Here is a 25,376-nt window from a genome sequence, read left to right on the forward strand (position 1 = left end):
GAGCGATCCGGCGCCCCTTTTTCGTCCCTACCGCTCGGGCGCCGATCGGCGAGCGACCCTAGCGCTCGGGCACCGATCGTCGAGCGACGCCGTCGTACTGCGACAGGGGTCGGATGAGCGCGTTCGCGGAGCGCTGCTCGATCACGTGCGCCGTCCAGCCCACGACCCGCGCCGCGACGAACAGCGGAGTGAAGACCTCGGTGTCGAAGCCCATCAGCCGGTAGGCCGGTCCGGAGGGGTAGTCGAGGTTGGGCAGGATGCCCGTGCGCTCCGCCATGGCCTCGGCCAGCGCGTCCGACAGCTCCACGACGTCCGGACGGCCCGCGTGCTCGGCCAGACGGCGCATCGCGGCGTCCATCGTCGGCACGCGCGAGTCCCCCGACTTGTAGACCCGATGACCGAAGCCCATGATCTTCCGCTTGGCGGCCAGCGCATCGGCCAGCCACTCCCGGGAGCGCGCAGGTGCGTCGGGGCCGAGGCCGATCTCGTCGAAGACGTGCAGGACCGCCTCGTTCGCGCCTCCGTGCAGCGGCCCCTTGAGGGCGCCGACTGCCGCCGTGACCGCTGAGTAGACATCGGACAGCGTGGAGGTGACGACCCGCGCGGTGAAGGTCGAGGCGTTGAACGAGTGCTCGGCGTACAGGATCAGCGAGACGCGGAAGGCGTCGACGACGACCGGGTCGGGCACCTCGCCGAAGGTCGTCCAGAGGAAGTTCTCGGAGTAGTCGAGGTCGTCCCGCGGCGCGATCGGCTCCTGGCCGCGCCGACGTCGCTGCGCGAAGGAGACGACGGCGGGCAGTGCGGCCCAGATTCGCACCGAGCGCGCGAGCACCTCCCCCGGCGCGTCCGCTCCCGGCTCCGGATCGAGGGCGCCGAGGACGCTGACGGCGGTCCGGACGACGTCCATCGGATGGGCCGTCAGCGGCAGGAGATCGATCACGGCCCGCACGGCGGGGTCCAGGGCGCGGTGGGCGCGCTCGATGTCGGACAACGCCGCCGCCTCCTCCGCCGTCGGGAGCTCCCCGTGCCACAGCAGCCAGGCCACGTCCTCGAACGAGCACCGCGACGCGAGCTCCTGCACCGGGTACCCGCGGTACAGCAGGGAGTTCGACTCCGGGTCGACCTTCGAGATCGACGTGGTGTCGACGACGACCCCCGCGAGGCCCTTCCTGATGTCCTGACTCGTCGTGCTCATGCATCGCTCCTTCGCGAGACGGACCCGGTGCGGCGCCGCACCGGGGAGTGCGGGCGCTCAGGCGCCGTAGTGGTCGGCCAGGCTGAAGTCGAAGACGCCCTCGTCGAAACGGCCGTAGGACTCGTAGTCGAGCAGCTCGTAGAGCTCGGCACGGGTCTGCATGCCGGGCACCTCGGAGCGGAGCGAGCCCTCGGCCTTCAGACCGTCGAGCGCGCGCATCGCCGCGCCCATCGCGATGCGCAGGAGCGACACGGGGTAGATGACGATGTTCACGCCGACGTCCGCCAGCTGCTGCGTCGTGAACAGCTCGCTCTTGCCGAACTCGGTCATGTTGGCGAGCACCGGCACGTCGACCGCGGCGCGCACCGCCTCGAACTCGCTCAGGTCGCGCATCGCCTCGGGGAAGATCGCGTCCGCTCCCGCGTCTACCAGCCGCTTCGCGCGGTCGATCGCCGCCTGCAGACCCTCGAGGGCCCGGATGTCGGTCCGCGCCATGACGAGGAGGTCGGGATCGCGGCGCGCGTCGACCGCCGCGGCGATGCGGCGCACCGAGGTGCTCTCGTCGACCACGGCCTTGCCGTCGAGGTGCCCGCACCGCTTCGGGTTGACCTGGTCCTCGATGTGCAGGGCCGCCACTCCCGCGTCCTCCAGCATCTGCACGGTGCGCGCGACGTTCAGGGGCTCGCCGAAGCCGGTGTCGGCGTCGACGAGGACCGGCAGGTCGGTCATGCGCGCGATCTGCTGACCGCGACCCGCGACCTCCGAGAGCGTGGTGAGGCCGATGTCCGGCAGCCCCAGCTCGGCCGAGAGCACGGCGCCTGAGACGTACACGCCGTCGAAGCCCTTCGCCTCGATCAGCCGCGCCGAGAGCGGGGTGAACGCGCCCGGCAGCTGCAGCAGCTCGCCCGTGGCGAGGCGTTCGCGGAGGAGTCGGCGCTTGTCGGCGGGCGTCCGGGTCGAGTGCAGCAACGGGAGGTCCTTCCCTCGGTGGCGGACCGCCTCGCGGCCCTCCTCCCGAATCTATACACCCCGCGCGGCACCCAGGAGCGGTGCGCGCACACCGGACGGGGAGGAGGGCGTCCCGTAGCCTGGAGGGGTCATGCTGCTCTTCGAGACCTCCACCCCGAATCCCGTCTCCGCCACCATCTCGTTCTTCGACACCCCGGTGTTCTGGAAGAGCGTCTGGGTCCTCGCGATCGTGCTCGGCGCGCTGATCGCCCGGGTCATCGCGCACTTCGTCGTCGGCCGGGTGGTCGACCAGATCGTCTCGGGCGTCAAGCGGCGCCAGCGCGTCGAGGACACCCAGTCGATCGCGGCCTCACCGCTCGCCGCCGTCCGCGTGGTCCAGCGCACCCGCACCCTCGGGTCGATCCTGAACAACATCAGCTCGATCCTGATCGTGGTCATCGCGCTCGTGATGATCGTCAACACGATCGACAGCACCTTGATCGGCTCCTTCGCCCTGCTGACCGCGGCACTCGGCGCCGGCCTCGGTTTCGGCGCCCAGAACATCGTCAAGGACGTGCTGAACGGCCTGTTCATGGTCGCGGAGGACCAGCTGGGCGTCGGCGACGTCGTCGACACCGGGCAGGCGACGGGGGTCGTCGAAGCGGTCGGCGTCCGCATCACCCAGATCCGCGACGTCAACGGCACGCTGTGGTTCGTGCGCAACGGAGAGATCACGCGGGTCGGCAACATGTCGCAGGGCTGGTCGCGGGTCATCATCGACCTCGCGGTGCCGTACGAGACCGACCTCGAGCAGGTGCAGAGCACCGTCCTCGCCACCGCGACTGAGCTGGCCGGCAGCAGCCGCTGGCGGGCCCGCATCATCGACAAGCCCGAGCTGTGGGGCCTGGAGTCGATCGCCGACGACGCGCTCGTCGTGCGCCTGGTGATCAAGACCCGCACGACCGCCAAGGACGACGTCGCCCGCGAGCTCCGTCTGCGTCTGAAGCGGGCCCTCGATGCGCTCGACGTCAAGCTGCCCTCGCTCAACGCGGTCGTGCTGAGCGGGTTCGAGGGGGCGACCAGCGTCGGAGGAGCCAAGCCGCCGCGCACCACGCCGTCCCCGACCGTCACCACCGAGCACGGGAAGCCCGTGCGGCTCCCCCGGGCCCTCCGCTCCCGTCCGCGCGACGGCGACCCGACTCCCCCGACGGAAGGACCCCGCTCGTGAGCGGACTGCAGATCGGCGGCACCCCGCCGCTCCGGAGCTTCTGGGAGCACATCGGCGGCCGCCCGACGTTCGAACGGCTCGTGCGGCGCTTCTACGAGGGCGTGCGGGAGGACGAGGTGCTCTGGCCGATGTACCCCGAGGACGACCTCGAGGGTGCGATCCAGCGGCTGACGGGCTTCCTCGAGCAGTACTGGGGCGGCCCGGGCACCTACAGCCAGGAGCGCGGGCACCCGAGGCTGCGGATGCGCCACCAGCCGTTCCGCGTCAATACCGCGGCCCGCGATCACTGGCTGCAGCACATGCGCGTCGCCGTCGACGAGCTCGAGCTGGCACCCGCGGACGACGCTCTGCTCTGGGACTACCTCGAGCGCGCCGCGCACGCCATGGTCAACACCTTCGAGGAGTAGTCAGGCGGGGGTGCGGACGAGGACGTGGCCCCGCCTCGACGTGAGGCGGCGCCACGGACCGCTCTCGAGGAGGGCGACCGGGTCGTCCGCTCCGAGGAAGCCGAGCGCGAAGAGGGCGAAGGCGGCTCCGGCGGGCACGTCCTCGAGACCGTCGAGGGGCCGGCCCCAGACGGAGGAGCGCACCCGTCCGACGATCTGCTCCCCGGTCGCCGAGCCGACGGCCGCCGCGATCTCGTCGATCCCGTCGCGGGCGACCTTCTCGAGGAAGGCGGGGTCCACCGGCTCGCGTCGGGCCCAGCCGCCGCGCGGAGGCGCGATGCCCGCCCAGGCGCCGGCTGTCGCGTCGTCACCGTCGGGGAGCACGACGGGCTTGCCGTCGGCTCCTCCCGGCTCCCACTGCAGGCGGGCCAGGCGGTCGTTGAGCGCGCGGATCGGGATCACCCGGTCGAACGCGGCCGGCTGATCGAGCGCGAAGACGCGGAGTCCGAGCACGGTCGCGGAGCGGTCGAGGATCCCGCGCGGCTGCAGGATCGCGGTGTAGGTGGCCAGGACGTGGTCGTCGGCGACCAGTCGGACCGCCCCGTCGTCGACGCGGGCGGACCGGCCGAGGAAGACCCGCAGATCCGAGAGGCTGGGCGGATCCGCGAGGGAGAAGGACGCATTCATCGCATCGATAAACTTACCCCGAGCCGCTCGACCGATCGGCCGACATCCCGGAGGTACCGTGTCCGATCCCCTGTCCTCGTTCCTCACCGCGCTCGATCTGACCGACACGGGGGCGCGGACCAGCGAGGACATCTTCACGGGACCGTCGCAGTGGATGCCGGAAGGTCGCGTGTTCGGCGGCCAGGTGCTCGCGCAGTCGCTGATCGCGGCGGGCCGCACGGTCGAGGGCCGCAGCGTCCACTCGATGCACGGCTACTTCCTCCGCCCGGGCGACGTGGAGCTGCCGATCACGTTCTCGGTCGATCGGATCCACGACGGCCGGTCGTTCTGCACCCGGCGCACCCAGGCGTACCAGAACGGCGCGCCGATCCTGTCGATGATCGCGTCGTTCCAGACGGAGGACGAGGGCCTGGACCACCAGACTCCGATGCCGGAGGGCGTGCCCGATCCGGAGTCGCTGCCCAGCACCGCCGAGATCCTCGCCGGTGTCGACCACCCGGTCGGCAGCTTCTGGGCGACGCAGCGGCCGTTCGACGTGCGGCACGTGGAGCAGCCGGTCTACCTCCGTGCCGATCCCGACCGCCGGGCGCATCAGAGCGTCTGGATGCGCTCCCTCGGCACCCTGCCCGACGATCCGATGCTGCACCGCGCAGCTCTCGCGTACGCGAGCGACTACACGATCCTGGAGTCGACGCTGCGCCGGCACGGTGCCGCGTGGACGACGCCCGGGCTCCGGATCGCCAGCCTCGACCACGCGATGTGGTGGCACCGCCCGGCACGCGTCGACGAGTGGCTGCTCTACGTCCAGGAGGCTCCGAGCGCCTCGGGCGGCCGCGGACTCTCGCTCGGTCGCATCTACTCGCGCGACGGACTGCTGGTCGCCAGTGTCGCGCAGGAGGGCATGGTGCGCGTCCCGCTGCACTGAGCGGGACGCGCTCGGTCAGCCTCGCTTCGCGAAGCGCACCGGTTCGTCGACGTACGGAGCCCACACCTCGCGGAGCTCGTCGGGGATCCGCTCGGGACGGCCCGTGGCGGCGGTGACCATGACGAGCGTGGTCGCCGCCTTCGTGTACAGGATGCGCGGCTCGACGCCGGCGGGCGAGTACAGCTCGTAGCAGATCTCGAGGCTGGCGCCGCCGATCCGCCCGATCCACATCTCGATGTCGATCGGCGCCCGCATGTACGGGATCGGAGCGAGGTACTCGATCTCCTGCCGCGCGATCAGGCTGATCGTCGGGGCGCCCGGTCGGGCGTCCAGCACCGCCGTCGCCATCCCCGCTGCGCCGGGAGAGTCCGGCCGCCAGAACGCCTGGATGCGCGCCTCCTCGAGCAGACGCAGCATCTCGGCGTTGTTGACGTGCGCGTAGGCGTCGAAGTCCGACCAGCGCAGCGGGATGGCGACGTGCAGGCGCATCAGTCGCGCGTCAGCTTGCGGTAGGCGGAGCGGTGCGGCTTCGCCGCGTCGGGACCGAGGCGCTCGATCTTGTTCTCCTCGTACGCCTCGAAGTTGCCCTCGAACCAGTACCAGTTCGCCGGGTCCTCCTCGGTGCCCTCGTAGGACAGGATGTGCGTCGCGATCCGGTCGAGGAACCACCGGTCGTGGGTGATCACGACGGCGCAGCCGGGGAACTCGAGCAGCGCGTTCTCGAGGCTCCCGAGGGTCTCGACGTCCAGGTCGTTGGTGGGCTCGTCGAGCAGCAGCAGGTTGCCGCCCTGCTTGAGCGTCAGCGCGAGGTTGAGGCGGTTCCGCTCTCCACCGGAGAGCACACCCGCCTTCTTCTGCTGGTCCGGGCCCTTGAAGCCGAACTGCGAGACGTACGCGCGCGACGGGATCTCGGTCTTCCCGACCTGGATGTAGTCGTGCCCGTCCGAGACGACCTCCCAGAGGTTCTTGTTCGGGTCGATGCCGCCGCGGCTCTGGTCGACGTAGGAGATGTCGACGGTCTCGCCGATCTTGAGGTCGCCGCCGTCGAGCGGCTCGAAGCCGACGATCGTCTTGAACAGCGTGGTCTTGCCGACGCCGTTCGGGCCGATGACTCCGACGATGCCGTTGCGCGGGAGCGTGAAGCTGAGGTCCTCGATGAGCACGCGCTCGCCGAACGACTTGTGCAGCTTCTTCGCATCGATGACCTGGGCTCCGAGGCGCGGGCCCACGGGGATCACGATCTCCTCGAAGTCGAGCACGCGCGTCTTCTCGGCCTCGGCGGCCATCTCCTCGTACCGGGCGAGGCGGGCCTTCGACTTGGCCTGGCGGCCCTTCGCGTTGCTGCGCACCCACTCGAGCTCGGTGGTCAGGCGCTTGGCGAGCTTGGCGTCCTTCTTGCCCTGGACCTCCAGCCGCGCGCGCTTCTTCTCGAGGTAGGTCGAGTAGTTGCCCTCGTAGGGGTAGAGGTGTCCGCGGTCGACCTCGGCGATCCACTCCGCGACGTTGTCGAGGAAGTACCGGTCGTGGGTGACGGCGAGGACGGCGCCGGGGTACTTCGAGAGGAACTGCTCGAGCCAGAGCACGCTCTCGGCGTCGAGGTGGTTGGTGGGCTCGTCGAGCAGCAGCAGGTCGGGCTTCTGCAGGAGGAGCTTGGTCAGCGCCACGCGGCGCTTCTCACCGCCCGACAGGTTCGTCACGAGCGAGTCGCCCGGGGGCGTCCGCAGAGCGTCCATCGCCTGCTCGAGCTGGGAGTCGAGATCCCACGCGTCGGCGGCGTCGATGGCCTCCTGCAGGGTGCCCATCTCGGCGAGCAGCGAGTCGAAGTCGGCGTCGGGGTCGGCCATCGCGAGGGAGATCTCGTTGAAGCGGTCGATCTTGCCCTTGATCTCGCCCACGCCCTCCTGGACGTTCTCGAGCACGGTCTTGGTCTCGTCGAGCTCGGGCTCCTGCATCAGGATGCCGACGGAGTAGCCCGGGCTCAGCCGCGCCTCGCCGTTGCTCGGGGTGTCGAGCCCGGCCATGATCTTCAGGATCGTCGACTTGCCGGCGCCGTTCGGGCCGACCACGCCGATCTTGGCGCCGGGCAGGAACGACATGGTGACGTCGTCCAGGATCAGCTTGTCGCCGACCGCCTTGCGGGCGCGCACCATCGAGTAAATGTATTCAGCCACTTCAGTCCCTCAACCGCTCGTACGTTCTCGGAGCCCCGCGTTCCGGCGGGACCTCCCCGGTGACCGGGAGACCCGCGGCCGGATGACGGCCTCCGTCGGTCGCGGCGCGGTTCGCGCAGACGGATCGGAGGCCGGGGGCCGTGACCAGGCTACCGGCTGGGGGGACGCGGGATCAGCCTTCGAGCGGGACGGTCCGGCCGACCAGGCAGGCGCCGGTCGCGATCGGCGCGGCGACCACCGCGTGGACGCCGTCGCTCTTGGGCCCGTACTGGCCGAGCAGGCAGGAGTCGCCGAGCTTCACCGAGACGAGCACCGTGTCGGCGTCGAGCCCGATCGAGGTCTCGTCGGCCGTGAGTTGCATCGACTCCTTCGAGAATCCGGCCGCGACCAGGGCGTCGACGACGCTGAGTCCGGGTGCCTCGGCGTCAGCGGAGACCAGTCCGCTGATCACCTGCTCGAAGAAGGGCAGGTTCTCCTCTGCGGAGCCGCCCGGGACGAGGGCGACCGGTGCCGGCTCCGCCGGAGCACCGGCGGTCGCCTCCGCGACGGGAGACGACGCGGTGGTCTCGGGAGCGGCGGGAGCGGTGCAGCCGGCGAGCATCCCGACGGCGAGGACGGGGCCGGCGAGCAGGGCGGCGACACGGCGCAGGCGCTCGTCGACCGGGGTCCGTGTGCTCACTCGACTCCTTCCGGCGGCCGCGGATCTCGCGCCGGACACCCTCGTCAGAACGGGGTGTCGACCGATTCTAACGACGGCTCGAGCGGCGTCGTCACCGCGCCCCAGTCCCCCGTGGCCGCTCCGTCGACGGCCTTGGGTGGCTCCTCGCTCCAGGCCTCGGGCGCGGTGGGGGCCGCCACGGGCGCCGCTCGCGCGACGGTCTTCGTGTAGCGGGTGGTCCCCCACGCGAGATCGTGGCCGATCCCCTCGGCCGTCAGTGCGACGTCGGTGCCGGACTTGCCGCCGCTCTCCCACGAGCGCACGGCGAGCCGCCCCGTGACGATGACCCGGTCGCCGCGGGCGAGCGAGGCGAGGGCGTTGCCGGCCAGTCCGTTGAAGGCGTTCACGGTGTACCAGTTCGTGGATCCGTCGACCCAGCGCTGCTCGGTGCGGTCGTAGCGGCGCTGCGCCGAGGCCAGCCGGAAGCTGGCCATCGTGCTGCCGTTCGCGGTGTCGATGCTCCGCGGATCGGTGCCGATGACTCCGATGAGGGTGAGGGTGTCGGTCATGGTCGTGTCCTCTCGTCGATGGTCGCGATCGCGACCGGAGCGGCACCCGGGCGGAGGGGGCTGGTACCACCCGGGTGCCGTGAGGACAGTGTCGTGACGAAGGGCCCGCCTCCGGAGTGGAGACGGGCCCTTCTGGGGACGACCGGCGTCATCGACGCCTGGGGAGGACGACTACGACGCGGTGATGTACTTCGAGTACGACTTGCGGATCTTGTTCACCTTGGGAAGTGCCACAGCGAGGCAGTAGCCCTGACCCGGGTTCTTCGCGAAGAAGTCCTGGTGGTAGTCCTCGGCCGGGTAGTAGACGCCGAGGGGCGAGATCTCGGTGACGATCGAGCCGTCCCACCACTCCGAGGCGCGGTCGCGGGCCGCCTCGAACAGCTCCTTCTCCTCGTCGGTGGAGTAGTACATCGCGGAGCGGTACTGCGTTCCGACGTCGTTGCCCTGGCGGTTGAGCTGACGGGGGTCGTGGAGGGTGAAGAAGACGTCGAGCATCACCTGCTCCGGGATGACGTCGGGATCGAACGTCACGGCGACGGCCTCGGCGTGGCCGGTGCGTCCCGTGCAGACGTCCTCGTAGTCGGGATCGACGGTGGATCCGCCGGTGTAGCCGGAGACGACGTCGCTCACGCCGTCGAGGACGCGGTAGACGGCGTCGAGGCACCAGAAGCATCCCCCGGCGAGTACGAATGTGCGCATGTGCGTGTGACTCACTTCCTGTCGCGGCGACGCATCCGGAGTGCCGGGCGCGTCGTCTGAGTCAACACCCTCCGGGCCCGCGGCATTCCGCGCCCGGGGGCGGCTGGCATAGAGTCCAGGAGTGAGCTACGACGCAGCCCCCGACCGCTACGACCGCATGGACTACCGACGAGTGGGACGGAGCGGGCTGAAGCTTCCCGCGCTCTCCCTCGGCCTCTGGCACAACTTCGGCTCCGACCGCCCCCTCGACACGCAGCGCGCGATCCTGCGCCGCGCGTTCGACCTGGGGATCACCCACTTCGACCTCGCGAACAACTACGGACCGCCCTACGGCGCGGCCGAGACGGCGTTCGGCCGGATCTTCGCCGAGGACTTCCGTCGCTACCGCGACGAGATCGTGATCTCCTCCAAGGCCGGGTACGACATGTGGCCAGGACCGTACGGCGACGGCGGGTCCCGCAAGTACCTCCTCTCCTCCCTCGACCAGAGCCTCGAGCGCCTCGGAGTCGACTACGTCGACGTCTTCTACTCGCACCGGCCGGACCCCGAGACGCCGATCGAGGAGACGATGGGAGCGCTTGCCTCCGCGGTCCAGCAGGGCAAGGCGCTCTACGTCGGAGTCTCGAACTACGACCCCGAGCAGACCCGCGCCGCCCAGGCCGCCCTCGCGTCCACCGGAGTGCCGCTGCTCATCCACCAGCCGCGGTACTCGATGTTCGACCGCCACATCGAGGACGGCCTCTTCCCGGTCCTCGACGAGCTGGGGACGGGCTGCATCGTGTTCTCGCCGCTCGCCCAGGGGCTGCTGACCGACCGCTACCTCGACGGGACCGTCCCGGACGGATCGCGCGCCGCGACCTCGCGCTTCCTCTCCTCCGACCGGATCGACGAGGACTACCTCGCCCGGGCGCGCGGACTGAACGCGATCGCGGAGGGACGCGGCCAGACCCTCGCGCAGCTCGCGCTGAGCTGGGTCCTGCGCGTTCCCACCGTCACGAGCGCGGTCATCGGCGCCTCGAGTGTCGCCCAGCTCGAGCAGAACGTCGCGGCGCTCGACGCCGGTCCGCTGACGGAGTCGGAGACGGCGGCGATCGAGGAGTTCGCCGTGCACGGGACCGCTCTGCGCTGAGTCCGCGGAGCCGACGGGGATGTCGGTGGTCGCTCGTAGTCTGCGAGAGCACCCTGGCCGGTGGGTGCTCCCCGATCCGAGCAGGAGGAACCGATGTCCCTGTCCACTCTGCACGCGACCCGCACTCCCCCGAAGCTGACCCGGGTGAACGGGCGGCTCTGGCGCGTGAGCACCGCGTCCGGCGCGATCGTCGGCCACATCGAGCTGGTCGACGACCCGCAGGGCGAGAAGTACCGCGCCCGCCTCCTGCGCGCCGGGATGCCCGCGGGTCCGCAGCTCGGCGAGTTCTGGAGCGTCGACGACGCGATCGAGGTCTTCCGCGTCGCCTGAGGGCATCGATCGTCCGGTGGTCGGCGTGCCGATCGCCTGTCGCCGCGCGCCCGGGCTAACGTTCGGCACATGCAGTGGTGGAGCGATTTCGTGCAATGGATCCAGACGGCGGACGGCTACCGGGCGGTGTTCCTGGCGGTGATCGTCCTGCTCTCGGTGGTGATCGGAGTGGTCATCACGGCCGCCGTGTTCCGCTCCGCCATCGCGCGGCTGATCCGGCAGCAGGATCACGAGCGCAAGAACGCCGTGATCGCGACCCTGATCGACGCCGCCGTCGATGCCTCCGCGTGGAACGTGCTCAGCCAGACCGAGCGCATCCTGAGCGACCGCGCGTCCGCTCAGGCCGAGACGCACCTGCGCCTCCTGCCCGTCAAGGGCTCCGGAGTCGCGGCGAACTGGGCCGCGCACGAGCTCGCCGATCTGAAGCACTCCTCGGCGACCGGCGGCTATCAGACCCAGGCGAGCGTGGGCGAGTTCCGCGACCGCCTCGTGCTCTGGCGCGACAAGCCCGGGCGTGCCCGCAAGGCGTTCCTCGCCGACCTCGAGCGCTGGCGCTTCTCCGAGACCTCGCGTCCCGAGACGAAGGCCGTCCAGCCCGAAGGGCAGTCCGCCCGCCCGACGCCGGAGCCCGAGCGCGCGGCGACCCCCGCTCCCGTCGTGGTCGGCGCCTCGGAGGGAGCGACCGACTACCAGCGTCCGTCCTCGACGCCGACGATCGTCCTGCCGGCCGCCTCCGAGAACGATGGACACGACGAAACGCGCCAGCTTCTGGACGACGTCGACCGCCTCGACGTGCCCTCGCGCGAGCGCCCGGTCGAAGAGCTCCCGCCCGTCGAGCACGAGCAGACGACGACTTCCGCGCCGCAGACCGGGGTCGAGGGCGAGCACTCCGACGACGCCCGCACGGCGCACGCCGCCCGCCCCGTCGAGTGAGCCGAGCCCCTCATGTCGAGAAGGCCCCGACCGCTGATGCGGTCGGGGCCTTCTCTGTGGTGTAGATCACACGTCTCAGATGTGCGCGTCACGTGCACGCGCAACCCGGCCGACCAGTACGGCGAGGGGCGCCGCGATGATCGTCCACGCAACCGCGATTCCAGCGAGAAGAGCGAGGAGCAGCATGGTCGTACCTCCGTTCGTTACGTCGTTGTAATTCCGGACACCCCCAGACTAGGTGCCCAAAGGCGAGCACAGTGCTCAAAACTCGAAAACACGCCGGTGTTGCCCGGAAAAGAGCAGTGTGTTAGGCGAGAAAAGCCGACTTTGCCACCCATTCAGGGTTGGAAATCGGCGGAAAAGGAAGCACGGCTCTGCACTTCACCCCGAAGCGCGGCTGCCGGATGCGGACCGTCAGCCCTCGTCCTCGGTGAGGAGGCGCTGCGCGACGAAGACCGATCGCCTGCACAACGGCGATACCGGCGTCGACGTGCCCCCGGCAGGAATCGAACCTGCGACCAAGAGAATCCGACCCGATGCCTTGCTATGGCTGACACTGAGTGCCGCTTCCTGGCGCTGACCGGGCCGAATGTGCGGCGCTGACTCGCGCTGCCTTGCCGTCGATGGCCGCTCGTAGCCCTGTTTTCGTCGAGTAAACGATGAGTGCCCCGGCCTCCGTCACCCTGCCACCAGCTGCAGGCGTGCACGGAGATCGGGGCCTTCGTGCGTGCGCACGCGGTAGTGCCGCTCGGTGATGTCGGTGCCCGCGTGGCCGAGCTGCCGGGACGCCTCGCCGAGGTCCTCGACGAGCGTCGCGACCGACTTGCGGAACGTGTGCGGCGTCACCCACTCCCAGTCCGTGCCCTCGGTGAACCGGCGCAGCTGCTTCCGGAAGTTGTTCGGATCGCGGACCGTCGACCGGGTCAGGAACAGCGACGGGAACACCAGCTCGGCGTCGCGGTCGCGCGCCGCGAGCATCTCGACGACGAAGTCGGGGAGCAGCAACCGCCGGCGCGAAGTCGCGGACTTCGGGTGCGTCTGGATCGTCATGCCGGAGCCCTTCGTCCAGAGGGTCGTCCCGTTGATCGTCGCGGTCGGAGTCGCCGCGTCGAGGTCGACGTCGGCCCAGCGGAGCGCGAACACCTCACCGACGCGCGCACCCGTCCCGACCATGAAGTCGACGGGGCCGACGACGTCGCCGAGGACGCTGCGCCGGTCGGCCGCGAGCGCGGTCCGGAAAGCGCGGAGCTCGTCGAGGGTGAGCGCGCGGACCTCGGGGGTGATCTGCCGGATGGCCCCGACGTCGCGGATGGGGTTCGCAGGGATCGCGTCGAGGCGGGCCGCCATGCCGAGGATGCCCGAGAGGACGCTCTTCGCCTGCTTCGCGGTCGCGGGGCCGCGGGTGCGCGCGAGGGTGCGGAGGAACGTGTCGCAGCGGGCGGTGGTCATCTCGCGGAGCCGGAGGCCGCCGACGCCCTGGTCGATGTGCGCGAGCGTCTGCCGATAGCGGCGCTCGGTGGTCGTCGCGCGCTGCCCGTCGATCTCGTCCGCCCACCACTTCTCCCCCGCGGCCTTCATGCGTGTCTCGGCCGTGAGGTCGTCGCCGCCCGGTGCGCGCCGCTCGAGGAGCGCGCGGGCGAGTAGTTCGCGCGCGTTCCCTGCGCTCTGCGCGCTCTTGCGCTCGACGGTGCGAGTGACGCCGTCGTAGTCCCGGAACCGGGTTCGGGCGACCCATGGCCCCTTGGCCTTCGCTGCGGGGGTGACGGTGACGATCCCGTTCGAGCCGATCGGTAGCGGCGGACGTGGCATGCGGGTCTCCTAGGCGGCGCGGTGGTCTCGGAGGTAGAGCTCGAGGAGGTGGTCGGTGACGCCGAGCTCGAGAGCCCAGACGCCAGGGTCGGGGCTCATGCGGGCGACGTCGGCGAGGTGGTCGGGAGCGATGAGCTTCCGGGCCGCCCACCGGTCGGCGAGGCGCTCGATCCGCGGCGTGGTCTCGCAGTGACCGAGGCAGACGTGGCCGAGCTCGTGGGCGAGGGTCTGACGTTCGTGCCAGGAGCGGAGCCCGCGCTTCAGGATGATGACGCGCTCCTCGGGGATCCAGAGGCCGTTCGCCGAGCGGATCCGCCCGTGAAGGACCGGGATGCCCAGCCGCTCCGCGTGTTCGTACGGGTCATAGGCGGCTGGGCTGTGCGTCATGGCGTCCTGTGGTCGAGGTCCTGCTCGGGGTCTGAGGTGTCTGCTGCGATGCGATCGCCGTAGCGCTCTGCGATCTCTTCGTCGGTCAGAGTGTCGGGTCGACCTCCGACATTCAGCCGACGGATGTTGGACTTCTCGACCGCTTGTTCGACCTGGTCGTCGTCGAGCGGTTCGGTCAGCTCGGGGTGTTCCCCCTCCGCCTCGATGACGCGGCGCAGGATCTCTTCGGCGAGCTGCCGGTCGGAGGCGTCGCGGAGAGCGGCCTCGGTCGAGGTGCGCTCTGCCTCGTCGCTGGTGATGAAGCCGGCGGCGACGAACGCGGGGAGGATCGGCGCACCGTATGCGCGGCAGATGGCGACGACCGTCCCGACCTTCACTTCACCGTCGAGCTGGCGGACGAGGGTGCTCGGGTGCATCCCGGCGGCGAGGGCGACCGATCGGAGACTCTTCGTCCCGGCCAGATGTTCGATGTGTTCCCGAAGCGCGTCATTCACACTGCGAGCATGTCGCAACTTTGCAACATCCGCAAGCCATTCAGCCGCGGAATCACGGGAATCTTGACTAACACTTGTGCAACAACGCCCCCCGTTGGTGTTGCATATGTGCGTCACAGCGTCGCATACTTGCGACACCACAACGCGGAACCGCAACGAGGAGGACCGAATGGCAAGCACGCTCCGGATCAAGCCGGGATTGCTCAAGAGGCTCCGAGAGCTTCGCGAGATCCCCACCGAGGAGCACCAGGCGCGCCTCATGGGCGTGAACCGGGCGACCCTCCGCAGGGTCGACGAGGGGTCCCAGCCTTCCGCGGCGTTCATCGTCGCGATGGTGGACACCTTCGGGCTCGGGATCGGCGAGGCCTTCGAGGTCGTGCCGACCGAATCGCTCGCCGAGCAGGTCCGGAACGTGCAGGCGGTGGCCTGATGGCCGTCCACCTGACCGTCTCCGACCTGGCCGGCGAGCTGCAGATCGACGAGGCGACCGTCTACCAACTGCGCAACCGGAACCCCGACGCGCTCCCTCCGGCCTTCAAGGTCGGGAAGTACCTGCGCTGGCGTCGTGAAGACGTCGATGCATGGATCGCGGCTCAGCTGCCGACGTCGAACGTGACGTCGATCGCCAGCCGGCGCTCCGCCTAGACCGCCAGCAATCCCGCTGGCCGGGGCCGGTCCACACGACGTTCTGAGTCGCTGACGGAGACCAACCGGCCCCACCCCTTCTCCCGTATTCGATGCGCCCTCCGGGGGGCGCTGATCGGCGCGCCCTGAAGCCGCCGGAAGGAACCGATCACCATGTCGCAGCTCGACCAGATCATCGCGGAAGGCACCATCCGCGCCGACTACAGACGCACCGGGAAGCCCTCGGGCCACATCGACTGCGCCGACGGGTTCCGCTTGTCCGTGCAGGCCGGCAACGGGATGTACTGCTCGCCGCGTCCCTTCTTCACCGCCGACGAGGACTTCGAGGGGCCGTACACGGCCGTCGAGGTGGGCTACCCCTCGGAGCGGCCCGAGCCCTGGGGCGAGTGGTCCGAGTGGGTCGAGGACGAGAACCACCCCACGGGCACCGTCTACTCGCAGGTCCCCGTCGAGGCAGTCCGCGCCCTCATCGAGCTTCACGGCGGTGCGGCATGAAGAACCGCCGCATCATCCTGCTGCTCCTCGCGGTCGTGCTGATCCTGATCGTCATCAAGCTCGCCGTGCACACTGCGCTCGCCCTCGCCGGCCTCCCGCAGATCCCGCTCATCGACGGGACCGTGGCGCTCTCGCTGTTCCTCCTCGCCGCCGCGGTGTTCGCGTGGATCGACGCGACCGCATGAGCGCCGTCGACCAGGACATCGACGTCGCGACCGTCGAGCACCTCGACTTCGAGACGCCGTGTGGCCGCGAGAAGTGCGACAACGCTGCTGACTTCTCCGGCCAGTGCCGCCATTGCGGACACGTCGATCTCCTCTGCGGTGAGCATCTGACCGTAGACCTCGAGCTCGACAAGTTCGTCGCGGGGTGGGCGTGCAAGAAGTGCTTCCACTCCGAGCGGGACCTGCTGTCGCTCGTTGCGATCGCGCCGTTCCGCCGATGAACGTCTCCGGCATCGACTCGTCGCTGACGGCGTGCGGGCTCGCTCGACACGTCGAGGGTGAGCGTCTCGTGACTGCGGTCGTCAGGACGCGGAAGCAGGGCGAGGACCTGCGGGCGCAGTCCGACCGCATTGAGTACGTCGCGGCGCGCGCGCTGGAGTGGCTGCCGACCTCGGGTCTGTTCGTGATCGAGACCCCTCCCCCGATGCTCACCGGCGGCCTCGCCGTCGAGCGTCACGCCCTCTACTACCTGATCGTCCGGGTGCTCCTGCGCCGCGGCCAGGTGATGACCGTCTCCCAGGCGACCCGCGCGATGTACGCGACGGGCTCCGGGAAGGCGAAGAAGCCGGAGGTGCTCGCCGCGATGCGGGCCGCCTTCCCGGACGTGCGGGTGTCCGACGACAACGCCGCCGACGCCCTCGCCCTGCTGGCGATGGGCTCCCGAAACCTCGGCCGTCCTCTCGAGGCCGAGCCGATCAGCAAGAAGCAGACCGCCGCCGGAGCACACCTCCCGTGGCCCAACCAGAAGGACCAGGACCGATGACCACCACGAACAAGATCACCCTCGCCGGCAAGTTCCCGGGCGAGGAGCAGAACGGCATGACCGCGCTCGAGAGCGACTGGTCGCGGGTGGAGTCGCCGCACGGCGTGCTCGTCATCGCTCGCGTCGAGCGATCGGACCTGTCGATCAAGGAGGACGGCTCGCGGGTCGCGAAGGCCGTCATCAAGCAGGTCGAGCTCGTGCCGGTCGGCGACGAGGACAAGGCGATCGCGATGATGCGCGAGTACTGCAACACCCGGGGCGGCTTCATGGCGGCCGCGCCGGACGTTCAGCTCGACCTGGACATCGAGGGCGGTGACGCCGAGTGAGCGCACTGCAGGCGCTGATGTCGCGCCGCGTCGCGACTTCGGACGACCGCGAGGTCTGGCTCGAGAAGCGGCTCGGCGGAGTGACGGCGACGGAGATCGCGAAGATCGCAGCCGGCGACGGCATGGCGGTCCTGCGCGACAAGCTCGCACCGAAGTCGATCCGGGCGACGCCGGCTATGGAGTGGGGGAACATTCGCGAGCCGCACATCGTGGCGGCGGTGCAGTCGGAGTGGCCGCACATCGACGGCAACTCGTGGCTGGTGCACGCGCTCGGGAACGAGCGGCACATCGCGACGCCGGACGGGATCGGCGAGTCGTTCCTCGGGGCGATGGAGCTGCTGGAGTGCAAGGCGTCGAAGTTCGACCTGGCGCCCGCGCCCGGTGCGGGGGTCGTCCCGCTCGACGTGGTGCGCACGATGATGCAGCGGCCGCGGCCGCCGAAGTTCTGGTCGACGGGCTACTACGACCAGATGCAGTGGCAGCTGCACGTGACGGGCGCCGAACGTGTCGTGTTCGCGTGGGAGCGGCACGACGGCGACTACTCGCGCTGGCCAGACGAGGGCCCGACGGTCGAGACGGTCCGGACGCGGATCTTCCTCCGCGACGAGGAGCGGATCGCGTTCCTCGTGGAGCAGGCCGACGTCTTCCTCGACGCCCTCGACCGGGCCCGCGCCGAGCAGCCCGCAGCCGAGGAGCAGGCGGAGCCGTCGGAGCTCGAGGTGTGGGTGGCGCAGTACGCCGAGGCGCTCGCGACGGAGGCCGAGGGCGCTCGCCGCAAGGAGCTCGCGAAGTCGGAGCTGCTGCGGATCGGCACGGAGAAGGGCGAGGAGTTCTCCGAGCGGACCCCCGCGGGACTCGTGACGTACAAGCCGGGCGGGACCTCGACGGTCAGCGCACCGGACGAGGCGGCCGCGAAGGAGGCGGCGCCTGCGCTGTGGCAGCTGTACGAGGCCGCGCGCACCGGATGGGCCGCGCACGCCGCGACCTTCACGACGACGAGAGAGACGACGAAGGCGGCGACCCTGCGGGTCACGCCGGCCAAGACGAAGGAGCAGGCGGCATGACGACCGACATGGTGAGGGCTGGCGCTGGAGTGCTGGCGCTGCCGACGTCCGGCGACTCGGCGTCGTGGACCGAGCAGGAGAAGGCGCTCGTCGACGCGGCGGGCCTGGTGTCGCGGAAGCGGAACCAGCCGCCGCAGCTCGCGCCGCGCGCCGTGGTCGAGGCGTTCCTGCTGCAGTGCCAGCGGACGCAGCTCGACCCGTTCGCTCGGCAGATCTACTGCATCGAGCGGGGCGGGAAGTGGCAGACGCAGATCAGCATCGACGGCGCCCGCCTGGTCGCCGAGCGGTCCGGGAAGTACGAGGGGCAGACCTCGCCGGAGTTCTCGAACGACGGCCAGTCGTGGTCGGCCGCGTGGATGCCGACGACCGATCGCCCCTACCCGGCATTCGCTCGGGTCGGCGTCTACAAGGCGGGCTTCCGGGAGGCGCTGTCCGTCGTCGCCCGGTGGGAGTCCTACGCCCCGATGGAGGACGTGTGGGAGCGCGGTGCGAAGACGGGCGAGAAGCGCGTCGGCGCGATGTGGCAGAAGATGCCGGACCTGATGCTCGCGAAGGTCGCCGAGATGCTCGCGCTCCGGAAGGCGTTCCCGAACGACCTGTCGGGCCTGTACTCGGGCGAGGAGATGGCGCAGGCGACGAACGCGGCGCCCGCTACCACCTCCGCGCCGGTGAACGGCGCTCAGACGCGACAGCAGGAGCGGCAGGCCCCCGAACCCCAGGGGCGGGCCGACGAGCCGCAGGACGCGACGGTCGTCGCCGACGACAGCTGGCAGCAGCGGGCGATCGAGTGCACGTCGATGGCTCAGCTGCGGCCGCTGTACGAGGAGGCCGAGCAGGCGGGCGTCTTCGGCGACGTGCTCGAGTCGGGCGAGACGGTGCGCGACATGCTCTGGGCTCGGAAGCGCGCTCTCGAGACCGCTCCCCCGGCACCGAGCCAGGCGGAGGCGCAGCCTCAGCTGCCGATGCCGTGGACCGACATGATGGGCGGCGCCACGGACATGGCCGACCTGCTCGACCTGCGGGCGGCGTGCGAGCGTCGGAACGAATGGGACGACGCGGTCGCCGAGGCGTTCGCTCGCCGCACCGAGCAGCTCGAGGCGGCGCTCGCCGACGAGGAGCAGCAGTCGTGAGCGCGCTGGTGGATCCGGAGGCGACGGAGGCGCTGGTCGAGGACCGGGTGCCGATGCTCCGCTTGTCGCAGGCGAGCACGATCAAGACGCCCGACGACGTGATCGACGAGCTCGACGCGGTGCACGACGTGCTCGCCGACGTGCTGGTCATCGTGCGCGACGCGGACAAGACGAAGCGCGCGTCGAAAGCGGCGCTCGAGCGGCGGAAGGCGACGCTGAAGGGCACGGTCGCCGGGTCGACGCAGGCGGCTCGGGACGCGGCGATCACGCTCGAGACGGCCGAGCTGCAGGACCGGGTCGACGCGGCGGAGATCGCGTACGACTACGCGAAGGGCCTCGCGTCCCTCGCGGAGAAGCGGCAGTCGGCTGTGCAGACGCAGGCGCGCCTCGTCGAGTCGACGATGTCGGGCTCGGGACGGTACCGGCCGTGACCGGGCAGACGATCCGGCGGCGCGACCGGGTGCGCGTCGGACGGGGCGGCTCGGTCTACGTCGTCGCCCGAGTCGAGGACAGGCAGGACGCGGCGGGGATCACCTACCAGGTCGCGTTCCTCGAGACCGAGAAGGGGCGCCCGGTCCCCGGTTTCACCGAGACGGCCCGCCTCACCGTCGTTCCCCGGAAGTGACCGCCTCCGCGGTCCGACCGGCGGTGCGCCGCCTGGTCATCGACCGCGACTCCGGCCGCTGCCGCTGGTGCGGGCGCCCGGTGGATCTCAGCGACTACTCGCTGCAGCACCGCCGGCCCCGCGCCGCAGGCGGCAGCGGCCGGCCCGACACGAATCTCGCCGGGAACCTCTGCCTCGTGCACGGCTCGGCCACCACCCTCTGCCACGGCGAGATGGAGTCCCGCCGGACGGACGCCCTCGCTCGCGGGTTCCTCGTCCGCCAGTACGGGCCGCTCCCCGCCGAGGTCCCGCTCCTCACCCCGCACGGCTGGATCCGCCTCGACGACGTCGGCGCCTTCCACCCGATCGACGCCCTCAAGGCGCAGGCCTTCATGGCCGAGCACGGCTATCCCACTCACGAACCACGATCCACAGAAAGGAGGCGACTCCGATGATCGAACGTCCGAACCTCGGCTTCGAGGGACACTTCACCCTCATCCCGAACGCATGGGCCCGGGACCCGCGCCTCTCCCGCAAGGCGAAGGGACTCCTCGCCGAGCTGCTCTCGCACCGTCCTGGCTGGAAGGTGTCCGTCCGACAGCTCGCGAAGGTCGGCAAGGAGGGCCGAGACGCGGTCTACGCCGCGGTCGCCGAGCTCGTCGAGCACGGGTACCTCGAGCGCACGCAGGGGCACGCTGAGGGCGGTCTCTTCGGTGAGGTCGACTATCGCCTCCGCGACCCGCACTCGACCGCTTCCGGGTTATCCGTATCCGGTTCATCCGTATCCGGTGAATCCGGCCACAAAGAAGAACATCTAGAAGAAGACCATTCGGAAGTACTCATGCTCGTCCCTGCCGGGCCGAGCGCGAGCGACCGCTTCGACGAGTTCTGGGCCGCCTACCCGAGGGCCGCAGGCAAGGGTGCGGCGCGGGCTGCGTTCCTCCGGATGGCGAAGAAGCACGACGTCGAGCAGATCATCGCCGGCGCTCGTCGTCTCGCTCAGGACCCGAACCTGCCGGAGAAGCAGTTCATCCCGTACCCCGCGACCTGGCTGAACCGCGAGGGCTGGGAGGACGAGGCGCTGCCCGAGCGCTCCGACCGGCCGCGCGCCTACTCGGATGACGACGAGGGCCTCGACTGGCTGGCGGTCCGCTCGTGAGGTGTTCAGCCGGTCGCATTCTTGGCTGCGCGGTCGCGCGCCCGACTGACGACACTGGCGCCGGTCAAGAAGAAGAAGAGCGGGGCGCTGACGTAGCAAAGGGCGACGACCAAGGTGTAGCGGCCTCCGCTAATCGTGTTCCCCGCGACGGCATCGTTAGTCGTGATTATCAGCAGAGGCACCAGCGCGAGCGAGAGAACAGTCTCTACCACGTAGAGAAGTCGGCTGTACGCCGCGGTTACTCGGACCGTCATGAAGGTGCTGACGGCTACCGCAACAAGCACTGTCGCCACTATCTGCGCGAGCAGGGCTGCGCCGTCTCTATCGATCATGCTCGCGACCTTATCGGGACAACGCCCTCGACTGCCTTGCGTGCGCAGACCTACATGCCGCCGAGCGGCGAGCGCGCGGTCCGCGTCCCGGTCCCCGGCGCGCGGGGTCGGCTCGCGGTGCTCGTCACCCTCGAGCCCGGTCCTCGCTGCGACTGGATCGTCTGGCACTCAGACGACCCGTACCTCGTCCTCGCCCGGGGGCAGAACGTCCTCCGGCTCATCCGTACCGCCAAGAAGCACGCCCACATCCGGGCAGAGAGAGAGTCATCGTGCTGACCGTCACCGACCTGTTCTGCGGAGCAGGAGGGTCCTCGTCGGGCATGGTCCAGATCCCCGGCGTGCGCATCCGCATGGCCGCGAACCACTGGAACCTCGCGATCGAGTCCCACCAGACCAACCACCCCGACACCGACCACGACTCTGCGGACCTCTCGCAGGTGGAGCCGTCCCGGTACCCAACGACGGACATCCTGTGGGCGTCGCCGGAGTGCACGAACCACTCGGTGGCGAAGGGCATCAAGCGGCAGCGCGCCCTGCAGGCCGCGCTGCCGGGGATGGAGGAGAAGCCTCTCGCCGACGAGGCCGCGATCCGATCGCGGGCCACGATGTGGGACGTCCCTCGCTTCGCCGAGTACCACCAGTACCGGGCGATCATCATCGAGAACGTCGTCGACGCGTACCGGTGGGTGCAGTTCCCGGCGTGGCTGCTCGCGATGGAGCTGCTCGGCTACGAGCACGACATCGTGTGGCTGAACTCGATGCACGCGCAGGCCATGGGCCTCCCGGCGCCGCAGTCGCGAGACCGCATGTACGTCGTGTTCTGGAAGAAGGGCCAGACGAAGCCCGAGCTGCAGAAGTGGACCCGCCCGCAGGCGCTCTGCGAGACGCACGGCGTGATCCGCGCCGTGCAGGTGTTCAAGAAGGCCGAGCGGTGGGGCCGGTACCGGGCGCAGTACGTCTACCGGTGCCCGCAGTGCGCGGTCGTCGTCGAGCCGGCCTGGCTGCCCGCATCGTCCGCAATTGACTGGTCAATCCCGGGCCAGCGGATCGGCGACCGGGACAAGGCGCTCGCGGAGAAGACGAGAGCGCGGATCCAGGCGGGCATCGAGCGGTACTGGCGTCCGCTCGTCGTCGAGGCGGGAGGGAACACCTACGACTCGATGGACCCGAAGCACCCCGCGCACGGCGAGCAGACCGGGTACGTCCGGGCGTGGCCGACCGAGCAGCCGCTGCGGACTCTGCACACGTCGGTGTCGAAGGGCGTCGCGGTGCCGCCGCTGGTCATCAACCACGTGTCCGGCGCGGACGAGTCCCGGTCGCAGCCGCACTCGGCCGCCCTGCCGACCCTCGTCGGTGGCGGACTGCACGCCTCGCTCCTGGTGCCGGTGGAGGGGCGCGAGGGGAAGTCGGCGGCCTCGGCTGGGCTGCCCATGCGGACCCAGTCGACCCGCAACGAGACCGCCCTCCTGGTCCCCTACTACTCGACGGGCACAGCGCGACCAACAGCCGATCCGATGGGGACCGTTGCCACCGTGGATCGCAACGCACTGGTCGTGCCGCTTCGGAACCACGGGGTGACGAAGCCCGCGACGGCCGTGATCGACACGGTCTCCGCGAACGGCAACCACCACGGGCTGCTCATGCGGAACAACCAGGGCGGCGCCGAGATGTCGACCCCGGTCGCGGAGACGATGCGCACGCTCACCACGGGCGGCCACCAGTCGCTGCTCGAGCCGACCGCCCCGGTCTCGCTCGATGTCGACGACTGCCTGTTCCGGATGCTCGAGCCGCACGAGATCAAGGTCGGCATGGCGTTCGCCCGCGACTACGTCCTCCTCGGTAACAAGCGCGAGCAGGTCAAGCAGTCCGGCAACGCCGTCACCCCGCCCGCAGCCCGTGACCTGATGGCCGCGGTCGCCGAGTCCCTCGGGCACGATGTCGAGCTGGTGGCGGCATGAGCGGCGAAGAGTCCGTCCAGCTCGCGGAGCGCGCGGTCATCGGCGCGCTGCTGCTCAACGGCAAGGTGATGCGCGAGGTCACCCCGCTCGTCGCCCCCGGCGACTTCCTCGACCCGCACCTCGGCGAGCTCCTCCGCGGCATGAAGCGTCTCCTCGCCGAGGGCCGCCCCGTCGACGTCATCACCGTCGCAGGCCGCCTACAGGACTGGGGCGTCACCGCCTACACCCCCGCCGACCTCCACGAGCTCGCCGGTGAAGTGCCGACCGCAACAAACGCCTCCTGGTACGCCGCGCAGGTGCGGGAGGCGTCCGTCCGTCGGCAGCTGCTCGCGCTCGGCCAGAACATCCAGCAGGCTGCCGGCCGCACCGACTCGGGCGTCACCCTCGCGAAGGCCGCCGAGGGGCTCAAGGCCATCCGCTCCGGCGCCGCCCGCAGTCGCGCGCTCGCTGTGCAGCTCGAGGCGGTCATGCAGGGCGTCGACGATTACGACTGGGTCGTCCCCGACCTGCTCGAGCGCGGCGACCGCCTCGTCCTCACCGGCGTCGAGGGCGGTGGCAAGTCGATGCTGATCCGGCAGATCGTGCTTCTCGCGGCGGCCGGGATCCACCCGTTCACGTTCGCGCCGATCACGCCCGTCCGCGGACTCGTCATCGACGCGGAGAACACCGAGAAGCAGTGGCGCCGCTCGTCCCGTCGGCTCGTGCAGGCGGCGTCTCTGCGGTCGACGGAGAACCCGGCCGCGAAGGTCCGCCTCTGGTGCACCTCGCGCCTGGACCTCACGAAGGACTCTGACCTCTCCGAGGTGCACTCGCTCATCGACGAGCACCAGCCCGACGTCCTCGCGATCGGGCCGCTGTACCGCCTCGTCCCGCGAGCGATCACCTCCGACGACGACGCGGCGCCGCTGCTCGCCGCGCTCGACACGATCCGCGACCGCGGCGTCGCCCTCCTCATGGAGGCGCACGCCGGCCACACGACGTCCGGCGCGACGGGCGACCGCGAGCTCCGGCCGCGCGGCTCGGCGGCGCTGCTCGGCTGGCCCGAGTTCGGGCTCGGCATCACCCCGCAGAAGGTGCAGGGCCGGGTGTCCGGGTCGAACTTCAAGCTCGTCCGCTGGCGCGGTGACCGCGACGCCCGCGACTGGCCTTCCCACATCTCCCGCGGGGCGTCGCCGTTCCCGTGGACCCCCACCCAGAACGGAGCCCGCTCGTGATCGAACGACAGAAGACCGAGACGACCGCCGAGGTCTACGCCGAGGAGGAGCTGGTGCGGCTCCGGATGCACCGGAAGCGCACCGGCCTCGCTCCGGCCGAGGCGCGGCAGCTCGCGCAGGAGCTGAACGACGCGGCCGACGAGGCCGAGGGCGCGGAGCCCTCGCCGGCGCCGGTCCCGCTGCGGCAGCTGTCCTCCCTCACCTACTACGACATCCCGTCCACCGCGATCCCCTACGACGAAGGAGCCTGACCATGGCTGGCGAAACGATCATCACTGTCATCGGCAACATCACGTCCGACCCCGAGCTGCGCTACACGCAGAACGGCAAGGCCGTCGCGAACCTGACCATCGCGAGCACCCCGCGCACCTTCGACCGCCAGTCGAACGACTGGGTCGACGGCGACCCGCTGTTCCTCCGCGCGTCGGTGTGGAACGAGTTCGCCGAGCACGTCGCCGCCTCCCTCACGAAGGGCGCCCGCGTCATCGCGACGGGGAAGCTCAAGCAGCGCTCCTACGAGACGAAGGAAGGCGAGAAGCGCACCAGCATCGAGCTGGAGATCGACGAGATCGGTCCCTCGCTCCGATACGCCACCGCTCAGGTCACCCGGGCAGCCGGTGATGGTTCGCGTGGCGGCCGTTCGGGTGGTTCTGGCACTCCCGGAGGGGGTGGGCAGTCTCAGGGCTTCTCAGGGGCGCAGAGCGGCGGCGACGTCTGGGCGACCACTCCTGCGCCCAGCCGAGGGCAGGACACCACCTTCGGCAGCTACCAGGACGAGACCCCGTTCTAATGCGGAACCCGCTGCTCGCGCTCGGATGCGCCGCCGTCGGCTACCACGCGTGGACCCGCACGTACACGAACTGGCAGGGCCAGGAAGAGCGCCAGTGCCGCTGGTGCGACAAGAAGGAGACGAG

35 protein-coding genes are annotated in these 25,376 nt (G+C 70.3%); 23 read left to right on the forward strand and 12 right to left on the reverse strand.

Annotated features, from left to right (window positions below; translation table 11 throughout):
• Nucleotides 1–58: 58 nt before the first annotated feature.
• On the reverse strand, nucleotides 59–1,195 hold the full coding sequence (locus tag LRG51_RS02430; protein WP_230670899.1) for a bifunctional 2-methylcitrate synthase/citrate synthase: 1,137 nt from the start codon (nucleotides 1,193–1,195) through the stop codon (nucleotides 59–61).
• Between the two features lie 57 nt (nucleotides 1,196–1,252).
• The gene (gene prpB / locus LRG51_RS02435; protein WP_055792436.1) at nucleotides 1,253–2,164 is read right to left on the reverse strand and encodes a methylisocitrate lyase; all 912 of its coding nucleotides are present in this window, start codon (nucleotides 2,162–2,164) and stop codon (nucleotides 1,253–1,255) included.
• 130 nt (nucleotides 2,165–2,294) lie between these two features.
• Between prpB and LRG51_RS02440 the strand changes: the two genes are divergently transcribed.
• The gene (locus LRG51_RS02440; protein WP_082481459.1) at nucleotides 2,295–3,371 is read left to right on the forward strand and encodes a mechanosensitive ion channel family protein; all 1,077 of its coding nucleotides are present in this window, start codon (nucleotides 2,295–2,297) and stop codon (nucleotides 3,369–3,371) included.
• Nucleotides 3,368–3,778, forward strand: a complete 411-nt coding sequence (locus LRG51_RS02445; protein WP_082481461.1) for a globin — start codon at nucleotides 3,368–3,370, stop codon at nucleotides 3,776–3,778. The genes LRG51_RS02440 and LRG51_RS02445 overlap by 4 nt, the downstream gene beginning before the upstream one ends.
• Here LRG51_RS02445 and LRG51_RS02450 read toward each other — a convergent pair whose 3' ends face one another.
• Nucleotides 3,779–4,444, reverse strand: coding sequence for a hypothetical protein (locus tag LRG51_RS02450; RefSeq protein WP_055792438.1), 666 nt, complete (start codon nucleotides 4,442–4,444; stop codon nucleotides 3,779–3,781). It abuts the gene before it with no gap.
• A gap of 58 nt (nucleotides 4,445–4,502) precedes the next feature.
• Here LRG51_RS02450 and LRG51_RS02455 point away from each other — a divergent pair, with 58 nt between their 5' ends.
• Nucleotides 4,503–5,369, forward strand: coding sequence for an acyl-CoA thioesterase (locus tag LRG51_RS02455; protein ID WP_230670901.1), 867 nt, complete (start codon nucleotides 4,503–4,505; stop codon nucleotides 5,367–5,369).
• 15 nt (nucleotides 5,370–5,384) lie between these two features.
• On the opposite strand, the gene LRG51_RS02460 is transcribed toward LRG51_RS02455, so the two are convergent.
• The 5 genes from LRG51_RS02460 to msrA form a co-directional block, all read right to left on the reverse strand.
• On the reverse strand, nucleotides 5,385–5,858 hold the full coding sequence (locus LRG51_RS02460) for an acyl-CoA thioesterase (protein WP_055792441.1): 474 nt from the start codon (nucleotides 5,856–5,858) through the stop codon (nucleotides 5,385–5,387).
• Nucleotides 5,858–7,540, reverse strand: coding sequence for an energy-dependent translational throttle protein EttA (gene ettA, locus LRG51_RS02465; protein WP_055792444.1), 1,683 nt, complete (start codon nucleotides 7,538–7,540; stop codon nucleotides 5,858–5,860). The genes LRG51_RS02460 and ettA overlap by 1 nt, the downstream gene beginning before the upstream one ends.
• A 172-nt stretch (nucleotides 7,541–7,712) precedes the next feature.
• Nucleotides 7,713–8,219: a DUF6993 domain-containing protein gene (locus LRG51_RS02470; RefSeq protein ID WP_230670903.1), complete on the reverse strand. Its 507-nt coding sequence runs from the start codon at nucleotides 8,217–8,219 to the stop codon at nucleotides 7,713–7,715.
• Between the two features lie 44 nt (nucleotides 8,220–8,263).
• The gene (locus LRG51_RS02475; protein WP_230670905.1) at nucleotides 8,264–8,767 is read right to left on the reverse strand and encodes a single-stranded DNA-binding protein; all 504 of its coding nucleotides are present in this window, start codon (nucleotides 8,765–8,767) and stop codon (nucleotides 8,264–8,266) included.
• A gap of 171 nt (nucleotides 8,768–8,938) precedes the next feature.
• Nucleotides 8,939–9,466 (reverse strand): peptide-methionine (S)-S-oxide reductase MsrA, encoded by a 528-nt coding sequence (msrA, locus tag LRG51_RS02480; protein ID WP_230670914.1) that lies wholly within the window; start codon nucleotides 9,464–9,466, stop codon nucleotides 8,939–8,941.
• A gap of 121 nt (nucleotides 9,467–9,587) precedes the next feature.
• On the opposite strand from msrA, the gene LRG51_RS02485 reads away from it, so the two are divergent.
• The 3 genes from LRG51_RS02485 to LRG51_RS02495 all read left to right on the forward strand — a co-directional run bounded on the left by LRG51_RS02485 (nucleotide 9,588) and on the right by LRG51_RS02495 (nucleotide 11,858).
• Nucleotides 9,588–10,595 (forward strand): aldo/keto reductase, encoded by a 1,008-nt coding sequence (locus LRG51_RS02485; protein ID WP_230670921.1) that lies wholly within the window; start codon nucleotides 9,588–9,590, stop codon nucleotides 10,593–10,595.
• A gap of 93 nt (nucleotides 10,596–10,688) precedes the next feature.
• Nucleotides 10,689–10,925: a hypothetical protein gene (locus LRG51_RS02490; protein WP_230670923.1), complete on the forward strand. Its 237-nt coding sequence runs from the start codon at nucleotides 10,689–10,691 to the stop codon at nucleotides 10,923–10,925.
• A gap of 69 nt (nucleotides 10,926–10,994) precedes the next feature.
• A complete protein-coding gene (locus LRG51_RS02495; RefSeq protein WP_230670925.1) occupies nucleotides 10,995–11,858 on the forward strand; it encodes a hypothetical protein in 864 nt (287 codons plus the stop codon).
• Nucleotides 11,859–12,536: 678 nt separating this feature from the next.
• Here LRG51_RS02495 and LRG51_RS02500 read toward each other — a convergent pair.
• From LRG51_RS02500 to LRG51_RS02510, 3 genes are read right to left on the reverse strand one after another with little or no spacing between them, the layout of a single operon-like run.
• Nucleotides 12,537–13,667 carry a site-specific integrase gene (locus LRG51_RS02500; RefSeq protein ID WP_230670927.1) on the reverse strand — a complete coding sequence of 377 codons (1,131 nt, stop codon included), beginning with the start codon at nucleotides 13,665–13,667 and terminating at the stop codon, nucleotides 12,537–12,539.
• A gap of 9 nt (nucleotides 13,668–13,676) precedes the next feature.
• Complete coding sequence (locus LRG51_RS02505) at nucleotides 13,677–14,054, reverse strand: ImmA/IrrE family metallo-endopeptidase (protein ID WP_077223006.1); 378 nt, start codon at nucleotides 14,052–14,054, stop codon at nucleotides 13,677–13,679.
• Nucleotides 14,051–14,548, reverse strand: coding sequence for a hypothetical protein (locus LRG51_RS02510; RefSeq protein WP_230670929.1), 498 nt, complete (start codon nucleotides 14,546–14,548; stop codon nucleotides 14,051–14,053). Before LRG51_RS02510 ends, LRG51_RS02505 begins: the two co-directional genes overlap by 4 nt.
• 169 nt (nucleotides 14,549–14,717) lie before the next feature.
• On the opposite strand from LRG51_RS02510, the gene LRG51_RS02515 reads away from it, so the two are divergent.
• From LRG51_RS02515 to LRG51_RS02575, 13 genes are all read left to right on the forward strand, one after another.
• Nucleotides 14,718–14,978 carry a hypothetical protein gene (locus LRG51_RS02515; RefSeq protein WP_158078095.1) on the forward strand — a complete coding sequence of 87 codons (261 nt, stop codon included), beginning with the start codon at nucleotides 14,718–14,720 and terminating at the stop codon, nucleotides 14,976–14,978.
• Nucleotides 14,978–15,193, forward strand: coding sequence for a helix-turn-helix transcriptional regulator (locus LRG51_RS02520; RefSeq protein ID WP_230670931.1), 216 nt, complete (start codon nucleotides 14,978–14,980; stop codon nucleotides 15,191–15,193). Before LRG51_RS02515 ends, LRG51_RS02520 begins: the two co-directional genes overlap by 1 nt.
• A gap of 153 nt (nucleotides 15,194–15,346) precedes the next feature.
• Nucleotides 15,347–15,688, forward strand: coding sequence for a hypothetical protein (locus LRG51_RS02525; RefSeq protein WP_230670933.1), 342 nt, complete (start codon nucleotides 15,347–15,349; stop codon nucleotides 15,686–15,688).
• Entirely contained in the window at nucleotides 15,685–15,873 is a 189-nt protein-coding gene (locus LRG51_RS02530) for a hypothetical protein (protein WP_230670935.1), read from the forward strand. Before LRG51_RS02525 ends, LRG51_RS02530 begins: the two co-directional genes overlap by 4 nt.
• Nucleotides 15,870–16,133 (forward strand): hypothetical protein, encoded by a 264-nt coding sequence (locus LRG51_RS02535; RefSeq protein WP_230670937.1) that lies wholly within the window; start codon nucleotides 15,870–15,872, stop codon nucleotides 16,131–16,133. Before LRG51_RS02530 ends, LRG51_RS02535 begins: the two co-directional genes overlap by 4 nt.
• Nucleotides 16,130–16,675, forward strand: coding sequence for a hypothetical protein (locus tag LRG51_RS02540; RefSeq protein WP_230670939.1), 546 nt, complete (start codon nucleotides 16,130–16,132; stop codon nucleotides 16,673–16,675). The genes LRG51_RS02535 and LRG51_RS02540 overlap by 4 nt, the downstream gene beginning before the upstream one ends.
• A complete protein-coding gene (locus tag LRG51_RS02545) occupies nucleotides 16,672–17,001 on the forward strand; it encodes a hypothetical protein (RefSeq protein WP_230670941.1) in 330 nt (109 codons plus the stop codon). Before LRG51_RS02540 ends, LRG51_RS02545 begins: the two co-directional genes overlap by 4 nt.
• Nucleotides 16,998–18,065, forward strand: coding sequence for a YqaJ viral recombinase family protein (locus tag LRG51_RS02550; RefSeq protein ID WP_230670943.1), 1,068 nt, complete (start codon nucleotides 16,998–17,000; stop codon nucleotides 18,063–18,065). The genes LRG51_RS02545 and LRG51_RS02550 overlap by 4 nt, the downstream gene beginning before the upstream one ends.
• Entirely contained in the window at nucleotides 18,062–19,195 is a 1,134-nt protein-coding gene (gene bet, locus LRG51_RS02555) for a phage recombination protein Bet (protein WP_230670945.1), read from the forward strand. The genes LRG51_RS02550 and bet overlap by 4 nt, the downstream gene beginning before the upstream one ends.
• Nucleotides 19,192–19,626 carry a hypothetical protein gene (locus tag LRG51_RS02560; RefSeq protein WP_230670947.1) on the forward strand — a complete coding sequence of 145 codons (435 nt, stop codon included), beginning with the start codon at nucleotides 19,192–19,194 and terminating at the stop codon, nucleotides 19,624–19,626. The genes bet and LRG51_RS02560 overlap by 4 nt, the downstream gene beginning before the upstream one ends.
• Entirely contained in the window at nucleotides 19,623–19,820 is a 198-nt protein-coding gene (locus LRG51_RS02565) for a hypothetical protein (protein ID WP_230670949.1), read from the forward strand. The genes LRG51_RS02560 and LRG51_RS02565 overlap by 4 nt, the downstream gene beginning before the upstream one ends.
• The gene (locus LRG51_RS02570) at nucleotides 19,817–20,254 is read left to right on the forward strand and encodes an HNH endonuclease (protein WP_230670951.1); all 438 of its coding nucleotides are present in this window, start codon (nucleotides 19,817–19,819) and stop codon (nucleotides 20,252–20,254) included. The genes LRG51_RS02565 and LRG51_RS02570 overlap by 4 nt, the downstream gene beginning before the upstream one ends.
• The gene (locus LRG51_RS02575) at nucleotides 20,251–20,958 is read left to right on the forward strand and encodes a helix-turn-helix domain-containing protein (protein ID WP_230670953.1); all 708 of its coding nucleotides are present in this window, start codon (nucleotides 20,251–20,253) and stop codon (nucleotides 20,956–20,958) included. The genes LRG51_RS02570 and LRG51_RS02575 overlap by 4 nt, the downstream gene beginning before the upstream one ends.
• Nucleotides 20,959–20,963: 5 nt before the next feature.
• Here the strand turns inward: LRG51_RS02575 and LRG51_RS02580 are convergent, their stop codons facing one another.
• Entirely contained in the window at nucleotides 20,964–21,290 is a 327-nt protein-coding gene (locus LRG51_RS02580; protein ID WP_230670955.1) for a hypothetical protein, read from the reverse strand.
• 269 nt (nucleotides 21,291–21,559) lie between these two features.
• Here LRG51_RS02580 and LRG51_RS02585 point away from each other — a divergent pair, with 269 nt between their 5' ends.
• Genes LRG51_RS02585 through LRG51_RS02600 form a run of 4 tightly spaced genes read left to right on the forward strand, consistent with a single transcriptional unit; the run spans nucleotide 21,560 to nucleotide 25,252 of the window.
• Nucleotides 21,560–23,248 carry a DNA cytosine methyltransferase gene (locus tag LRG51_RS02585; RefSeq protein ID WP_230670957.1) on the forward strand — a complete coding sequence of 563 codons (1,689 nt, stop codon included), beginning with the start codon at nucleotides 21,560–21,562 and terminating at the stop codon, nucleotides 23,246–23,248.
• A complete protein-coding gene (locus tag LRG51_RS02590; RefSeq protein ID WP_230670961.1) occupies nucleotides 23,245–24,462 on the forward strand; it encodes an AAA family ATPase in 1,218 nt (405 codons plus the stop codon). The genes LRG51_RS02585 and LRG51_RS02590 overlap by 4 nt, the downstream gene beginning before the upstream one ends.
• Nucleotides 24,459–24,713, forward strand: coding sequence for a hypothetical protein (locus LRG51_RS02595; RefSeq protein WP_230670963.1), 255 nt, complete (start codon nucleotides 24,459–24,461; stop codon nucleotides 24,711–24,713). The genes LRG51_RS02590 and LRG51_RS02595 overlap by 4 nt, the downstream gene beginning before the upstream one ends.
• A 2-nt stretch (nucleotides 24,714–24,715) precedes the next feature.
• On the forward strand, nucleotides 24,716–25,252 hold the full coding sequence (locus tag LRG51_RS02600; RefSeq protein WP_230670965.1) for a single-stranded DNA-binding protein: 537 nt from the start codon (nucleotides 24,716–24,718) through the stop codon (nucleotides 25,250–25,252).
• The last annotated feature ends 124 nt before the right edge of the window (nucleotides 25,253–25,376 follow it).

Origin of the sequence: Rathayibacter sp. Leaf248 (assembly GCF_920939495.1) — a bacterium.
GTDB classification, from domain to species: domain Bacteria; phylum Actinomycetota; class Actinomycetes; order Actinomycetales; family Microbacteriaceae; genus Rathayibacter; species Rathayibacter caricis.

Bases quoted from the DNA above. Each gene is read 5' to 3' on its own strand.
- LRG51_RS02575 (WP_230670953.1), top strand. From the start codon at position 20,251: ATGATCGAACGTCCGAACCTCGGCTTCGAGGGACACTTCACCCTCATC.
- LRG51_RS02500 (WP_230670927.1), bottom strand. From the start codon at position 13,667: ATGCCACGTCCGCCGCTACCGATCGGCTCGAACGGGATCGTCACCGTC.
- msrA (WP_230670914.1), bottom strand. From the start codon at position 9,466: ATGCGCACATTCGTACTCGCCGGGGGATGCTTCTGGTGCCTCGACGCC.
- LRG51_RS02430 (WP_230670899.1), bottom strand. From the start codon at position 1,195: ATGAGCACGACGAGTCAGGACATCAGGAAGGGCCTCGCGGGGGTCGTC.
- LRG51_RS02535 (WP_230670937.1), top strand. From the start codon at position 15,870: ATGAGCGCCGTCGACCAGGACATCGACGTCGCGACCGTCGAGCACCTC.
- LRG51_RS02600 (WP_230670965.1), top strand. From the start codon at position 24,716: ATGGCTGGCGAAACGATCATCACTGTCATCGGCAACATCACGTCCGAC.
- LRG51_RS02440 (WP_082481459.1), top strand. From the start codon at position 2,295: ATGCTGCTCTTCGAGACCTCCACCCCGAATCCCGTCTCCGCCACCATC.
- LRG51_RS02475 (WP_230670905.1), bottom strand. From the start codon at position 8,767: ATGACCGACACCCTCACCCTCATCGGAGTCATCGGCACCGATCCGCGG.
- LRG51_RS02540 (WP_230670939.1), top strand. From the start codon at position 16,130: ATGAACGTCTCCGGCATCGACTCGTCGCTGACGGCGTGCGGGCTCGCT.
- LRG51_RS02520 (WP_230670931.1), top strand. From the start codon at position 14,978: ATGGCCGTCCACCTGACCGTCTCCGACCTGGCCGGCGAGCTGCAGATC.
- LRG51_RS02525 (WP_230670933.1), top strand. From the start codon at position 15,347: ATGTCGCAGCTCGACCAGATCATCGCGGAAGGCACCATCCGCGCCGAC.
- LRG51_RS02505 (WP_077223006.1), bottom strand. From the start codon at position 14,054: ATGACGCACAGCCCAGCCGCCTATGACCCGTACGAACACGCGGAGCGG.
- LRG51_RS02460 (WP_055792441.1), bottom strand. From the start codon at position 5,858: ATGCGCCTGCACGTCGCCATCCCGCTGCGCTGGTCGGACTTCGACGCC.
- LRG51_RS02515 (WP_158078095.1), top strand. From the start codon at position 14,718: ATGGCAAGCACGCTCCGGATCAAGCCGGGATTGCTCAAGAGGCTCCGA.
- LRG51_RS02530 (WP_230670935.1), top strand. From the start codon at position 15,685: ATGAAGAACCGCCGCATCATCCTGCTGCTCCTCGCGGTCGTGCTGATC.
- LRG51_RS02590 (WP_230670961.1), top strand. From the start codon at position 23,245: ATGAGCGGCGAAGAGTCCGTCCAGCTCGCGGAGCGCGCGGTCATCGGC.
- LRG51_RS02495 (WP_230670925.1), top strand. From the start codon at position 10,995: ATGCAGTGGTGGAGCGATTTCGTGCAATGGATCCAGACGGCGGACGGC.
- LRG51_RS02545 (WP_230670941.1), top strand. From the start codon at position 16,672: ATGACCACCACGAACAAGATCACCCTCGCCGGCAAGTTCCCGGGCGAG.
- LRG51_RS02580 (WP_230670955.1), bottom strand. From the start codon at position 21,290: ATGATCGATAGAGACGGCGCAGCCCTGCTCGCGCAGATAGTGGCGACA.
- bet (WP_230670945.1), top strand. From the start codon at position 18,062: ATGACGACCGACATGGTGAGGGCTGGCGCTGGAGTGCTGGCGCTGCCG.
- LRG51_RS02490 (WP_230670923.1), top strand. From the start codon at position 10,689: ATGTCCCTGTCCACTCTGCACGCGACCCGCACTCCCCCGAAGCTGACC.
- LRG51_RS02450 (WP_055792438.1), bottom strand. From the start codon at position 4,444: ATGAATGCGTCCTTCTCCCTCGCGGATCCGCCCAGCCTCTCGGATCTG.